The sequence below is a fragment of the Reyranella sp. genome (assembly GCF_965228225.1).
Lineage (GTDB): Bacteria > Pseudomonadota > Alphaproteobacteria > Reyranellales > Reyranellaceae > Reyranella.
In genome coordinates this window covers 712,808-726,391 of record NZ_OZ245801.1, presented here as the reverse complement: position 1 = coordinate 726,391, position 13,584 = coordinate 712,808, and the positions used below count along the sequence as shown (strand labels likewise).

Genomic DNA, 13,584 nt, shown 5'->3' with positions numbered 1-13,584 from the left:
CCATTGGCGAAACCGCCGGCCCCTTTTGCCCGCCTTGAGCCTTGTCAGCCTCCATGCGGGCTGCTCCCCTTGGGCCCAAGGGAGAAAACGAAATGCAGAGAGACTCGACCTATGACTACATCGTCGTCGGTGCCGGGTCCGCGGGCGCGGTCGTCGCGAGCCGGCTGACCGAAAGCGGCCAGCATCGCGTCCTGCTGCTCGAGGCAGGCACCCAGGGCTCCAACTTCTTCTGGTCGAAGGTGCCGGTCGGCGTCGCCAAGATGATCGACGATCCGGCGGTCAACTGGTGCTACTCGTCGGAACCCGATGAAGGCTCGGGCGGACGGCGCATCGCGGTGCCGCGCGGCCGCATGCTGGGCGGCTCCAGTTCGATCAACGGCATGGTCTACATCCGCGGCCAGGCGCAGGACTACGATCACTGGGCGCAGCTCGGCAATCGCGGCTGGAGCTTCCAGGACGTGCTGCCGATCTTCAAGCGCATGGAGCGCTTCGAGGGCGGCTCCGACGAGTTCCGCGGCCGCGACGGAATCCTTCCCGTCACCCACACGCCACGCAACAAGGTGCCGCTGCTCGAGAAGATGATCGCGGCGGCCGAGAAGATGGGCCTGCCCTACAATCCCGACCAGAACGGTGCCTCGCAGGAAGGCATCGGCATGTCGCAGGTGACGATCACCAAGGGCCGACGCCAGAGCACCGCCTTCTGCTACCTCGACCCCGCCCGCACCCGCGCCAACCTGCAGGTCGACCAGGGCGCCATCGCCGAGTCCCTCATACTCGAAGGCCGGCGCTGTGTCGGCGTGCGCTATTCCATCAATGGTGTGAAGCACGAAGCCCGCGCCACGCGCGAGGTCATCGTCTCGGGCGGCTCGATCAATTCGCCCAAGCTCCTCGAACTCTCCGGCATCGGCCAGGGCGAGCGGCTGCGCGCGCTCGGCATCGCGCCGGTACACGAGTTGCAAGGCGTCGGCGAGAATTTGCGCGATCACTACTCGCCACGCATGAAGTTCGAGATCACGGGCAAGAACCTCACCTTCAACGACAATGCGCGCGGCTGGCGGCTGGCCCGCGAGGCGCTGAAGTACGCGGTGCTCCGCGAGGGCTTCCTGGCCTCGACGGCGGTGCCGATCCGGCTCTACTTCCGCACGCGCGTGGGGCTCGACTCGCCCGACGCCACCATCTCGATCGCGCCCTTCCTCTACGAGATGGTCGGCAAGGAACGCCGCGTCTCGGCCCAGAAGGGCATCACCATGAACGTGAACGTGCTGCGCTCCGAAAGCACCGGCTCGGTCCACATCAAGTCGGCCGATCCCGCCGAACCGCCGGCGATCCGCTTCAACTTCCTGTCGACCGAACACGATCGCAAGGGCATCGTGAACGTGCTGCGCAAGGGCCGCGAGCTGATGGCGACCTCGCCGCTCAAGGAAGTCACCGGCCAGGAGATCGCCCCCGGCGCCCATCTCCAGAGCGATGCCGAACTTCTCGAATGGGTGCGCAACACGGCCGAGACGACCTATCACCCGGTCGGCACCTGCAAGATGGGCAACGATCCGCGCGCCGTCGTCGATTCCGAATTGCGCGTCCACGGCATCGCCGGCCTGCGGGTCGCCGACGCCTCGATCATGCCGACGCTCACTTCGGGCAACACCAACGCGCCCACCATCATGATCGGCGAGAAATGCGCGTCGATGGTGCTGGCCGCGGCCGACGTGGCGCGGGCTGCATAGACATGTATACGTTCGATGTTGCGAACATCGTTCGCCGCCAGCGAAGCTTTCGGGGACCGGAAGTCGAGGACGACGAACCATGACCCTTGCCACCATCTCCAGCGACTATATTGCGCGCTTTCGTGCCCATGCTACCGCGGAGATGAAGTACTACAAGACGCAGCCTTCCTTGAGCGAGGCCATCCGATTAGCCGCACTATCACGCACAGCTCACGGCAAGCGCCATCCGCACCAACGTCGGATTACGAGACGCGTGCTGGAAGCAGCCGAGCAGCGATTACAAGGGATGTCGGCAAGTCTTCGCCGCGCAAAGTCTTTCGACGAGGTGCATCACCTGGTTACGAGCGAGATAGGATCATTGCGCGGCATCGGCGAACTTGCGATCTACGATTTCTCGCACCGTATCGGTGCATTCCTCGGACTTGAGCCCGACGCCGTCTATCTCCATGCCGGGACGCGGGTCGGCGCGCGCGCCCTCAACCTGACCGGCGATGTTATTTCGCTTAGCGCCTTTCCTTCTGCACTTCAGTGCCTTTCAGCAGGGGAGATCGAGGATTGTCTCTGCATCTACAAGTCACTACTCAAACCCGGCGCAGCAGGGCGCATTAGTCGCTCGTTGTGCATGACCGTCAAACGGCCAAACTGCCATTAGATTGATTGAGGAGCCGACCTCATACGGTTCAGCAGCATCAGGATAGCGAGAGCGGTCACGCTCAGCCCGCCAAGAACCGCAAAGGTCGCCTGCGCACCGATGCCGGACAGGAGGCCGGCCAGGACGGGCGGCGCCAGGGCGTTGATCAGGTTCATGGGCAGGGCGATGGTCGACATCGCCGCGGCGTAGTCGGCCTTCTGGAAGAAGACGAGCGGCATCGTGGCCCGTGCCACGGCGAAAGCGCCGCTGCCCAGTCCGAACAGCGCGAGATAGCCGGCGACGGATAAGGTTCCCGTGCCGCCGATCCAGACGACCGCCAGCCCCATCGGTATCATCGCCCCCGCGAAGAGCCCGGTGGAGAGGCCGTCCCATCGCCGCCCGCCCAGCAGGTCGATCACCCGCCCGCCGACCTTGAAGACACCCAGCAGCGAGGCGATGGCGACGGCGCCGGCGAGGTCCATGCCCATCGCCTTCAGGAGCTGGATTCCCACTGCGTCGATGCCGAAGGTGACGAAGCTGTTGAGCGCGATGGCGGCCACCATCAGGACGAAGACCCGGCCCTTGTGCAGTCGCCCCGCAGCGGGCCGCGTGTCGATCGCAACTTCAATCGCGGGCAGGCCGAACCGGACGAGTGGACAGACCACCAGAGCCATGATCGCCGCATAGGTGAGGCCGACGCCGCGCCACCCCACCAGATCTTCGAGAAACGCGGTCACGGGCCAGAAGACGCTGCCGGCAAGGCCCGTCACCAGCATCAGCGTGCCGATCAGACTGCGCGCCCGATCGTCTGAATAGGACGCGATGTAGGCATAGGCGGCGGTGGTCAGGAACAGGGCGCCGGCCAATCCGATCGCTCCCCACGCCATCACGAAGACGGCGAGGTTCGGAGACAGCGCGAGCAGGCACAGGCCGAGAGCGATCCCGCCGGCGCCCACGGTCATGACCTCCCGCGATCCGAAGCGGCGAAACGCCCGGCCCGCCCAGGGGGCAGCGAGTCCCATCGCGACGAACATAACCGACGTGCCGAGGAACACGGTCGACAGGGAAATGCCGAACGCCGCCGCCACCTTGGGCGCAATCACCGGCAGGATGCCGATCATGCCCCACCCGGCGATCTGGGTCAGGGCGAGAACGACAAGGACGCGGAGATGACGTCGCATCGGACATTCACACGTCGGCAGAGCGCGCCGACCGTCAGGACGCGGCCTTGATGAAAACCTCGCGCCGCAGCTCGTCCGCGAGCTTGAGCCCCAAAGCGATCATGACACCGCCGGCAAGCAGGTCGAGGTAACGAGCAAGGCGCTGGTAGAGCTTCCGGGCGGCCCCGGTCGAGAAGAACAGCGCCAGCGTGCCGTACCAGATCGAGGACTGAACGCCGACGATTGCCACGATCGTGGGATAGACCCAGCCCGGTGCATGCGGCGGCAGCGCCACGAGGAAGGCACTGGTCCAGAACACCGCCGACTTCGGATTGCTCAGCGTGGTCATGACGCCGGCCATGAAGGGGCTGCGCCCCGCCAGCTGCGGCGCTGCTCCCTGTGCGCTCCCCTGCGGGCCGAGCCCGGCCCGCAACAGTCGCACGCCGACATAGATCAGGTAGGCCGCGCCGACGAAGCGCAGCGCCCGATAGAGCCATCCCGCCTCGAGGAGAAGGGCCCCGACGCCGCCGATGGCCAGCACGACCCAGAGCAGCGAGGCGACGACCACGCCCGCGACGGCCTTCAGGCCATCGCTGCGCGAGCGCGTCGCCGAATACCACCCGACCACCACGGTGTTCGGTCCGGGCAGCATGGCCATGAGAAGGTGCATCGTGGCGAGACCGACCAGATTGGGCAGGAAGTCCATTGCATACGTCCTTGAGCAACAGGGCGATTGCCCGATACCAATCTCACAATGCGACGTCTTCCGCCCTGCCGGAAGCTTGAAAGCGTTTCCCGGCCGACGCACGGTGACGGTCGACAATGACGGAGTCTGGTGACGACATGCTGACAGACCGCTACGGCCTTCCCCTCTCCACCGCGAACGTCACCGCGCGCGATGCCTATGTCGAAGGTGTCGACCTGCTGCTGACGGTCTATCCCGGCGCGGCGGCCTCGTTCGATCGCGCCATTGCCGCCGATCCGGCGTTTGCGCTGGCCTATATCGGTCGGGCCCGGGCGTCACAGCTCGCCGGCAAGCTGGAGGCCATGCGCGCGGACTTCGCCCTGGCCTCCTCGCTCGCCGAGGGCGTCTCGGCGCGCGAGCGGAGCCAGACCGAGGTCTTTCGGTCACTGTTCGCCGGCCAGCCGGCCGCCGCGCTGGCCGCGCTGCGCGCCCACGTGCAGACTTGGCCGCGCGACGCGCTGGTGCTCAGCCTGGCCGCCAACCAGGGCGGATTGATCGGCATGTCGGGGCTTTCGGGACGCGAGCAGGACCTTGCCGACTTCCTCGACGGGCTCGCCCCGCACTATGGCGAGGATTGGTGGTTCGAGGGGCATCGCGGGATGGCACTGTCGGAGATCGGCCGGCACGACGAGGCGCGCCCGATGATCGAGCGGTCCCTGGCCCGGTACCGGCGCAATGGCTATGGCGCGCATGCCTTCGCCCATCTCTGTTACGAAACCGGCGAGCGCGACGCCGGCATCGCCTTTCTGCGCGACTGGCTGCCGATCTACGATCGCGGCGGCGGATTGTTCGGCCATCTCAACTGGCACCTCGGCCTGTTCGAACTGCACGCCGGCAACCTCGAAGGCGGGCTGCGCCTCTACGGCGACGCCTTCTGCGCCGACGACCATCGCGGCGCCGTTCACCAGAAGCTCTCCGATTCGGCGTCCTTCCTCTGGCGCTCCGAACTGGCCGGCCATCCGCGCGATGCCGCTCGCTGGGCGAAGCTCAAGGACTATGCACGCGAGAAGCTGCCGCGCCCCGGCATGTCGCTGGCCGACTGGCACGTCGGGCTCACCCTTGCCGCGACCGGCGACGATGCCGCGCTCGAGGACTGGGTCGCAGCGATCGAGGAGCTGGCCCGCGCCGGCCGGTACCCTTCCGGATCCGTCATCCCCGCCGTAGCCCGCGCCTTCGCGGCCTACCAGCGCGGAGATTATGCAACGACGATCCGCCTGATCGAGCCGATGCTGCCCGAGCGTGAACGGATCGGCGGCAGCCGCGCGCAGGGCGACCTGGTGGAAGCGACGCTGCTCCGGGCGTACCTGGCCGCCGGGCGCGAGGCAGAGGCCAGGCATCTGACCGCGGCCCGGCGCCCGGGGCCGGCGAGCGTCCCGGTGGCGGGCTTCTAAAGTCGGCTAGTCGGCGTTTGTGGTCGTCGCCAACTGGAACAGACAGTCGCCGCGCTCGCAACGCGCCGGCACTCGCTTGCAGATCACGAGCCCCGACCGCTGGAATGCGACGACTGCCGGTTCGCGCCACGGCGTGTGGTGGAAATGGATTCGACCTGCTGGCTGACCAGCGCTCACTTCCTCGCCCAACTCGACCAGAGGCTCGAACAGACCGCCTTCGGTGGCATAGACGTAGTAGTCGTTGCCGAGGCTTTCCATCAGCCGCGTTGAGGCAGGCGGAGGGACCGCCCCCCGCAGCAGTCCGACATGTGCCAGCACCCGGCGCATGCCCTGCTCCGCAATGGAGAGAGACTGCGGCGTAACGAAGCCTCCACCGCCCAGTTCGGTCGTCAACGCGACGACGCCCTGACGGGACGCGGCAGACGTGAACGCACGATCGCCTCCAGGGGCCCTCGAGATGAAGGTCACGGGTGCGCCAAGAGCCTTCGCCAGGCCGATGGTCTTTTCCAGAATTGCGGGTTCCGGATGGTGAGCGACCAGGGCACTTGGAACGTAGATCAGGGAACTGCCGCCCGAGTGGAAGTCGCAGGCATAGTCACAGCCTGGCAGCAGCGCATGTTCGATCCAATAGGCGATCTGTTGCGTGATGGTGCCGTGGGCATCCCCGGGAAAAGCGCGGTTGAGATTGCCCTGGTCGATCGGAGACGTACGGCGGCCCTCCAGGGCGGCCGGGAAATTGGCGGAGGGCAGGATGACCAGGCGTCCCCGGATATCGTCAGGTTCGATGTGCCGGATCAGGTTTCCCAGCCCGATCTGGCCTTCCCACTCGTCGCCGTGATTGCCCGCCACCAGCAGGACAGTCGGACCTTCGCCATTGCGGATCCGCACGATCGGGACCGGGATCCACCCGTACGCGGAGCGGTGAACCGAATGGGGCACGCGGACAAAGCCGGTTCCCTTGCCCTCGGCATGCAGATCGATGTCCGCCGAAAGCCCGCTCCTGCCGGCTCGCGCGCGGGACTCGTCAAGGGAACAGCGCGCCGGCATATTCGCCACCACCAACTACCTCCATCAGCAGCAGTCTGACTTCGGCCGAACGGATGTAACTCTCATCCGATCGCCATTCGGAGAAGATCGACCTGGCGCGCGTCACACTCGCAACTTGCACGCCGACCGTGCTCATGGCCGAGCGAACTCCCTCGCCCTGCTCCGTTCCCACGAACTTGATGCCGGCTTCGCTCGTGGCGGCCAGGACGACGACGCGGTCGAGGATCCACCTCCGGAAATCGGCCCTGTCCGCCGGGAAGGTGCACAGGATCAGCGCGCCCACGGGATGCTATCCATTCCTGAATGCATAGCCGTATCCGTTGAGAGCCGGGGCGCCGCCCAGGTGGGCATAGAGAACCTTCGAGCCCGCCGGGAAATAGCCTTTCTGGACAAGGTCGATCATGCCCTGCATCGATTTGCCCTCGTAGACGGGATCCGTGATCATCCCTTCGAGGCGGGCGCAGAGGCGAATGGCTTCCTTGGTTTCTTCTGACGGCACGCCATAGACGGGATAGGCATAGTCTTCGATGAGCACGACGTCGTCCTCGACGATGTCCCTGCCCAGCTCGACCAGCCGGGCGGTGCTGCGTGCGATCTCGAGGACCTGCGCTTTGGTCTGGGCCGGCGTAAAGGACGCATCGATGCCGATGACCTTGCGCTCGCGTCCGTCCTTGGCGAATCCCACCAGCATCCCCGCATGCGTCGAGCCGGTAACGGTGCAGACCACGATGTAGTCGAAGGCGAAGCCGAGTTCCTTCTCCTGCTCCCGGACCTCTTCGGCAAAGCCGACATAGCCCAGGCCGCCATATTCATGGACCGAAGCCCCGGCGGGGATCGCATAGGGTTTGCCGCCCTTGGCCTTGACGTCCTCGATGGCCTCTTCCCAGCTCCGTCGGATACCGATATCGAAGCCTTCGTCGACCATCTGCACGTCGGCGCCCATGATGCGGCTGAGCATGATGTTGCCGACGCGATCGTAGACCGCGTCCTCATGCGGCACCCAGCTCTCCTGAACCAGCCGGCACTTGAACCCGATCTTCGCGGCGACCGCAGCGATCATGCGGGTGTGGTTGGATTGCACGCCCCCGATCGAAACCAGCGTGTCGGCGTTCGACGCGATCGCGTCGGGAATGATGTACTCGAGCTTGCGCAACTTGTTGCCGCCGAAGGCGAGACCGGAATTACAATCCTCCCGCTTGGCATAGAGCTCGACCTTGCCGCCGAGATGCTCCGACAGCCGCTCGAGTTTTTCTATGTGGGTCGGCCCGAATGTGAGGGGATACCGCTCGAACTTGGACAGCATGGAAGTTCCTTCCGCTGAAACGATCAATATGGTCGGATCGTAGCGAAACCGGATTAGAAGGTGCTCTCGAATGCTGAGCCGCATTTGGCCAATCGACATATCACTGATAAATATTCAGTTTAATCTTTCCGCCTAAGCGATCATTTACGGAAGATCCTTCCATGTCCGAACAGCTCGATCGAATCGATCTCCGGATGTTGCGTCTCCTGCAAGGCAACGGCCGGCTCTCCAATGCCGAGTTGGCGAAGCTGGTCGCCGTCAGCCCCGCAACATGTCACCGGCGAACGCAGCGCCTCTTCGACAAAGGCTATATCGGCGGCGTCCGGGCGACGGTGGCAGCCAGGAAGGTCGAGAGGGGAGCGCTGGTGATCGTCGGCGTCGTGCTTGACCGCTCGACCCCTCAAAGCTTCGGCGATTTCGAGAAGGCCATCGCCAAGCTGAAATTCGTCCTCGACTGCCATCTTGTGGCAGGGGACTTCGACTATTTCCTGAAGATCCGGGTGAAGGATATCGAGGGCTTCAACCGCATGCATGGCGAGAAGCTGATCGCCCTGCCCGGCGTTCGGCAGACGAGAACGTTCTTCGTCATGAAAGAGGTCATCGACAACGCACCTCTTGATTTCTGACGGCGTGGCGTCAGTCAGTCGAACAGCGTCGCCAGGCGCTGCTTCATCTGGTCGGCGACGTAGAGCGCGAGCGCCTGGATGGTGGAGGTCGGGTTCACGCCGCCCGAGGTCACCCAGATGCTGCCGTCGACGATGAACAGGTTCTTCACGTCGTGGCTGCGGCCCCACTCGTTCACGACCGAGCGCTCCGGATCGGTGCCCATGCGTGCCGTGCCGAGCAGATGGCCGGGATAGTTGAGCGCCGTGCGCGAGGCATACAGATCGGTAGCGCCGGCCTCGGTGAGGATCTCCTCGGCGCGGGCGATGCCGTGCTCCATCATGCGACGCGTATTCTCGCTGATCGTATAGTCGATCTTCGGCGCCGGAATGCCGTTGCTGTCCTTCAGCACCGGATCGAGGGTGACCCGGTTATGCTCCTCGGGCAGATCCTCGCAGGCGACGCCGATGCTCAGCCGGTGATCGAGCATCTTGGCGTAGCGGCGATGGTGATCACGCCCCCAGGGCAGCAGCCCCGAGGCGGCGCCCATCACGGCCTGCGTGGCCGGGCCGGTGCCACGGCCGAACTGCAGCGTGTAGCCGCGCACGAAGTCGCGCGACGGATCGGTCTCGTAGAACTGCTTGCTCCAGATGCAGTTGATGGGACCGCGCCCGCCATCCATCGTTTGCTCGACATAGCCGCTCACGATCGGCCAGGGGTGCAGCATCAGGTTCCGGCCGACCAGGCCCGATGAATTGGCGAGGCCGTTCGGGAACTTCGCCGAGGCCGAGTTCAGCAGCAGGCGCGGCGTGCCGACGCCGTTGCACGCGAGGATGACGACTTCGGCCGCCTGGAAATGCTCGACGCCATCGGCATCGTAGTAGACGGCGCCGGCCGCCATGCCGCGTTCGTCGGTGGTGATCTCGCGCACCCGGCACCGCGTGCGCAGCTCGACGCCGGCGCGCAGTGCCAGCGGCCAGTAGGTGATGTCGGTGCTGGCCTTGGCGCCCTGGGCACAGCCCGGCGTGCAGTGGCCGAGATTGATGCACTTCGCCCGGCCGTCATAGTCGGTCGTAGCGATGGTGGTGTCCGACGGCCACCAGTGCCAGCCCAGCCGATTCATCGCCTGGGCGTAGCGGGTGCCGGTCCGGCCGAGCGCGATCGGCGGCATGGGGGGATGACGCGGCGGCACGCCGGGATCACCCGCGAGCCCCGAGACGCCCATCATCCGGTCGTTCTCTTCGTAGAACTTCTCGAGCGCCCAATAGTCGACGGGCCAGTCGTCGGCCACGCCATCCAGCGACTTCACCCTGAAGTCCGAAGGATGCATGCGCGGCCAGTGGGCGGTGTAGATCAGGGTGCCGCCGCCGACGCCGTTGAAGTTGGCGATCTTCATCAGCGAATTGTCGTCGTTGACCGGATAGTCGGTCTCGCGCCCGCGGCGGTTGGGGCTGATCTCGAAATCGGTGTAGCGCCTGGCTTCCCAGTCGCGGCCGTTGCTGGGGAACTCGGTCGACTTCATCCAGTCGCCCTGCTCCAGGCACAGGATGCGCATCTTGGTTTCGGCGAGACTCCAAGCCACCGCCGCGCCCGATGCGCCGGACCCGATGATCAGGACATCGACCTTCTCGTTGGCGGCCATGTCAGCGCTCTCCGTCAGGAACGATGCGATCGTCGCGCCAGAAGGGCGGCCGGTCGCGCACCGCGTCGAGCAGCGACCAGTCGCCCGGCTCCAGCACGTAGCCCTTCGGAAACGGCGACCGCGCTTCGTGTCCAAGCGCCACGAGAACCCGATCGTCGCGATAATAGGCGCTGAGGATCACCCGGCCGAGCGCAGCCGCCGGCGCCCCGCCGACTGCATACCAGTCGTTGATGAGAGCCTCCCGCCCGCTGCGCTCCAGGCCGGCGAAGCCATTGCCGGCCTTGGCCACGATCGCAGCCAGAGCCTCGCGCACCAGCGGGAGGTCGCGTCCGATCGATCGAACGATGTCGTCGAAGATGGCCGGATCGTCCGCGCCCGGCATGCCGAGGGCGGCCTCTTCGGGAATCATCGTTCCGGCAATTGTCCTGAGTGCGTCGGTTTCGGCGGCGGAAAGGGGGAGTTGGGGAGCGGCGGCCATGTGAACCCTGGTGACGTGCACGGACGATCCTAGGCGATCGTGCGGCCCCCATCGACGTAAAGATTGACGCCGTTGATGTAGGCGCCCGCGTCCGAACACAGGAGCAAGGCCGCGCCGGCGAGGTCGTCGGGCTGGCCGAGGCGGCCGGCCGGGATGCGCTGCACGAGCGTCTCGCCCTCCACCGCCATCTGCTCGCGATTGCGTGCCGTCAGGATCGCGCCAGGCGCCAGGTTGTTCACCGTGACGCCCTGCCCGCCGAACTGCCGGGCGAGGTTCCAGACACAGTTCAATTGAGCGGCCTTGGTCCCGGCATAGACCATCATCTGGGGATGCGGCCTCACCTGCTGCACGCTGCCGATCGTCACGACGCGTCCCCAACCGCGCCGGCCCATCGGCGGCACGAGATGCTGCAGCAGTTCGAGCGGGCTGCGCAGGTTGACGGCGATCTGCCGGTCGAACCTCTCGCGCGAAATCGAATCGTAGGATTCCGGAATCTCGATCGAGGCGTTCAGCACCAGAATGTCGACCGGCGACCATGCCGAAACGGACTCCGCCAGCCGGTGCCCCGCCTCCGCGAGGGAAAAATCCTGACCGAATGCGCGCGCGGCGCCGCCCGCCTGCTCGATCTCGCGCACGACGGAGGCGGCATCCGCCTGCTCCTCCTCGGTGCCGGCATGATGGATCGCGAGCCGCGCGCCGGCGCTGCTCAACGCCACCGCGATGGCCCGGCCGATTTCGCGGCGTGCACCGGTCACCAGGGCGGTGCGGTTCGTCAGACGAAAGCGATCGAGCACGTTGGCGGACATGTGGACCTCCATGCGGTGCAGCATGACATCGTCCGCGCATCGCTCAAGCGCACCGTCCGGACGAACGCGGTCACGCTGTCTCGTTCAGCTATGCACCGAGTTGGTTTGCTCTCTACACTTCACAAAGTATGCTGACTCTCCAATCCAGGGAGGGAAGCATGTGCAATTTCTGTCCGTCGCGTCGGGGTCTGTTCTCGGGCATCGGTAGTCTCGCAGTTACGGCCGCGCTCGGCGCCGTGGCGTCGAGATCCGCTCTGGCGCAGCCGACCCGATCGGTCGAGACGCCCGATGCGGCGCTGGCCCGCCTGATGGAAGGAAATGCGCGCTATGCCTCCGGCCAGATGTCGGAGCGTGATTTCTCCGCCGGCCGTGTCGCCCGCACACAGGGCCAGGCGCCCTTCGCGGCGATTCTCGGCTGCGCAGATTCGCGCGTGGCGCCCGAACTGGCGTTCGACCAGGCGCCGGGCGAACTCTTCGTCGTGCGCGTCGCCGGCAACTTCGTGACGCCGGACGGGCTGGGCAGCCTCGAATACGGCGCCGCCGTGCTCGGCACCAAGGTGATCATGGTGCTGGGCCATACGAGCTGCGGCGCGGTGAACGCCACGGTCGACGCGCTGCAGAAGGGCAATACTCTGCCCGGCCACATCGCCGACCTCGTGCGCGCCATGAAGCCCGGCATCGAGCCTGTCCTCAAGACGCCGGGGGCCGATCTCCAGCAGCGCGCCATGATCGCCAACGTCCAGGCCAACGTTCGCCGCCTGCAGACCGAGAAGCCGATCCTGGGCGACATGGTCGCGGCCGGTAAGCTCAAGGTCGTGGGTGCCTATTACGACCTGCCCACCGGCAAGGTGATGATGGTCTGACGACCGACGCCGAGCCCGGTCGTGACATCGATGCAGGAAAGGATCCTGCATCGATGTCGATAGACCGACTCAGGCCTTGATGAAGGCGAGCAGGTCGGGGTTGAGCACATCGGCATGGACGGTCAGCATGCCGTGCGGATAGCCCTTGTAGACCTTGAGCGTGCCGTGCTTCAGCAGCTTGATCGAAAGCTCGGCCGCGTCGGCGATCGGAACCACCTGGTCGTCATCACCGTGCATCACGAGCGTCGGCACCGTGATCGCCTTCAGGTCCTCCGTGAAATCGGTTTCGGAGAAGGCGGCGATGCAATCGTAATGCGCCTTCGCGCCCCCGATCATGCCCTGCCGCCACCAGTTCTGGATCGTGCCCGGCAGGGCCTTCGCGCCCTCACGGTTGAAGCCGTAGAACGGGCCGCTGGCGACATCGAGATAGAACTGCGCACGGTTGGCCGCGAGAGCCGCGCGCAAGCCGTCGAACACCCCGATGGGCAAGCCCTTCGGATTCTTGTCGGACTTCACCATGATCGGCGGCACGGCGCTGACCAGCACCGCCTTGGCGACCCGCCCCGGCTTGGCGCGCGCAACATAGCGCGCCACCTCGCCGCCGCCGGTCGAATGGCCGATATGGACGGCATTCTTCAGATCGAGATGGTCGGTGAGCTCGATGACGTCGGCGGCATAGGTGTTCATCTCGTTGCCGGTATCGGTCTGCGTCGAGCGGCCATGCCCGCGGCGGTCGTGGGCGATCGCCCGGAAGCCCTTGCCCAGGAAGAAGAGCATCTGGGCATCCCAGTCGTCGGCACTCAGCGGCCAGCCGTGATGGAACACGATGGGCTGCGCATCCTTGGGACCCCAGTCCTTGTAGAAAATCTGGGTTCCGTCCTTCGTCGTGATGAAAGCCATGTGAAGTCCCCTTGCGATTGTGAACGCAGCGCAAGGTTGGCCCAGATGACTTCTCACCGCCATCGTACATGAGCAGGCGGCGCCCTATACCAAAGTACAGTGCACGCCTCGCACACGCGGAGCGGGCCGATCGCCGTCCGTCCATGGCCCTTGCATCGCCACGATCGGCCTGCAGCTTTGCATCGGCTTGTTCGCGCCGCACAGAATCGCGGTCTGTCCGCGCAGAGTCGTCTCGGAGGGAACTATTTGAGCCGAAAATGCTAGAGTTGGCCGCAGACACACCCCAGATAC

General features: G+C 65.6%; 14 protein-coding genes. 5 read left to right on the top strand and 9 right to left on the bottom strand.

The features are described 5' to 3' along the window. Window positions 1-92: 92 nt before the first annotated feature. Both ACO07K_RS03480 and ACO07K_RS03475 read left to right on the top strand, forming a co-directional pair. Window positions 93-1,724 carry a GMC family oxidoreductase gene (locus ACO07K_RS03480; RefSeq protein ID WP_422034495.1) on the top strand — a complete coding sequence of 544 codons (1,632 nt, stop codon included), beginning with the start codon at window positions 93-95 and terminating at the stop codon, window positions 1,722-1,724. Between the two features lie 79 nt (window positions 1,725-1,803). Continuing rightward, window positions 1,804-2,376, top strand: coding sequence for a hypothetical protein (locus ACO07K_RS03475; RefSeq protein WP_422034494.1), 573 nt, complete (start codon window positions 1,804-1,806; stop codon window positions 2,374-2,376). Here ACO07K_RS03475 and ACO07K_RS03470 read toward each other — a convergent pair. After that, entirely contained in the window at window positions 2,373-3,536 is a 1,164-nt protein-coding gene (locus ACO07K_RS03470) for an MFS transporter (RefSeq protein ID WP_422034493.1), read from the bottom strand. The genes ACO07K_RS03475 and ACO07K_RS03470 overlap by 4 nt on opposite strands. Window positions 3,537-3,570: 34 nt before the next feature. After that, complete coding sequence (locus tag ACO07K_RS03465) at window positions 3,571-4,221, bottom strand: LysE family translocator (protein ID WP_422034492.1); 651 nt, start codon at window positions 4,219-4,221, stop codon at window positions 3,571-3,573. Window positions 4,222-4,358: 137 nt separating this feature from the next. Here ACO07K_RS03465 and ACO07K_RS03460 point away from each other — a divergent pair, with 137 nt between their 5' ends. Beyond that, window positions 4,359-5,651 carry a tetratricopeptide repeat protein gene (locus ACO07K_RS03460; RefSeq protein WP_422034491.1) on the top strand — a complete coding sequence of 431 codons (1,293 nt, stop codon included), beginning with the start codon at window positions 4,359-4,361 and terminating at the stop codon, window positions 5,649-5,651. A gap of 6 nt (window positions 5,652-5,657) precedes the next feature. Here the strand turns inward: ACO07K_RS03460 and ACO07K_RS03455 are convergent, their stop codons facing one another. Genes ACO07K_RS03455 through ACO07K_RS03445 form a run of 3 tightly spaced genes read right to left on the bottom strand, consistent with a single transcriptional unit; the run spans window position 5,658 to window position 8,001 of the window. After that, on the bottom strand, window positions 5,658-6,698 hold the full coding sequence (locus tag ACO07K_RS03455; protein ID WP_422036625.1) for a succinylglutamate desuccinylase/aspartoacylase family protein: 1,041 nt from the start codon (window positions 6,696-6,698) through the stop codon (window positions 5,658-5,660). After that, complete coding sequence (locus ACO07K_RS03450; protein WP_422034490.1) at window positions 6,676-6,981, bottom strand: hypothetical protein; 306 nt, start codon at window positions 6,979-6,981, stop codon at window positions 6,676-6,678. The genes ACO07K_RS03455 and ACO07K_RS03450 overlap by 23 nt, the downstream gene beginning before the upstream one ends. A gap of 6 nt (window positions 6,982-6,987) precedes the next feature. Next, window positions 6,988-8,001, bottom strand: a complete 1,014-nt coding sequence (locus ACO07K_RS03445) for a 1-aminocyclopropane-1-carboxylate deaminase (protein WP_422034489.1) — start codon at window positions 7,999-8,001, stop codon at window positions 6,988-6,990. Window positions 8,002-8,162: 161 nt separating this feature from the next. Between ACO07K_RS03445 and ACO07K_RS03440 the strand changes: the two genes are divergently transcribed. Further along, entirely contained in the window at window positions 8,163-8,627 is a 465-nt protein-coding gene (locus ACO07K_RS03440; RefSeq protein ID WP_422034488.1) for an Lrp/AsnC family transcriptional regulator, read from the top strand. Window positions 8,628-8,641: 14 nt separating this feature from the next. Here the strand turns inward: ACO07K_RS03440 and ACO07K_RS03435 are convergent, their stop codons facing one another. From ACO07K_RS03435 to ACO07K_RS03425, 3 genes are read right to left on the bottom strand one after another with little or no spacing between them, the layout of a single operon-like run. After that, window positions 8,642-10,246: a GMC family oxidoreductase gene (locus tag ACO07K_RS03435; protein ID WP_422034487.1), complete on the bottom strand. Its 1,605-nt coding sequence runs from the start codon at window positions 10,244-10,246 to the stop codon at window positions 8,642-8,644. Window position 10,247: 1 nt separating this feature from the next. Continuing rightward, entirely contained in the window at window positions 10,248-10,724 is a 477-nt protein-coding gene (locus ACO07K_RS03430; protein ID WP_422034486.1) for a hypothetical protein, read from the bottom strand. 29 nt (window positions 10,725-10,753) lie between these two features. Continuing rightward, complete coding sequence (locus ACO07K_RS03425; RefSeq protein WP_422034485.1) at window positions 10,754-11,530, bottom strand: SDR family NAD(P)-dependent oxidoreductase; 777 nt, start codon at window positions 11,528-11,530, stop codon at window positions 10,754-10,756. A 158-nt stretch (window positions 11,531-11,688) separates the two neighbouring features. Here ACO07K_RS03425 and ACO07K_RS03420 point away from each other — a divergent pair, with 158 nt between their 5' ends. Beyond that, window positions 11,689-12,393: a carbonic anhydrase gene (locus ACO07K_RS03420; protein WP_422034484.1), complete on the top strand. Its 705-nt coding sequence runs from the start codon at window positions 11,689-11,691 to the stop codon at window positions 12,391-12,393. A 69-nt stretch (window positions 12,394-12,462) separates the two neighbouring features. On the opposite strand, the gene ACO07K_RS03415 is transcribed toward ACO07K_RS03420, so the two are convergent. Next, the gene (locus ACO07K_RS03415; protein WP_422034483.1) at window positions 12,463-13,293 is read right to left on the bottom strand and encodes an alpha/beta fold hydrolase; all 831 of its coding nucleotides are present in this window, start codon (window positions 13,291-13,293) and stop codon (window positions 12,463-12,465) included. Window positions 13,294-13,584: the final 291 nt, after the last annotated feature.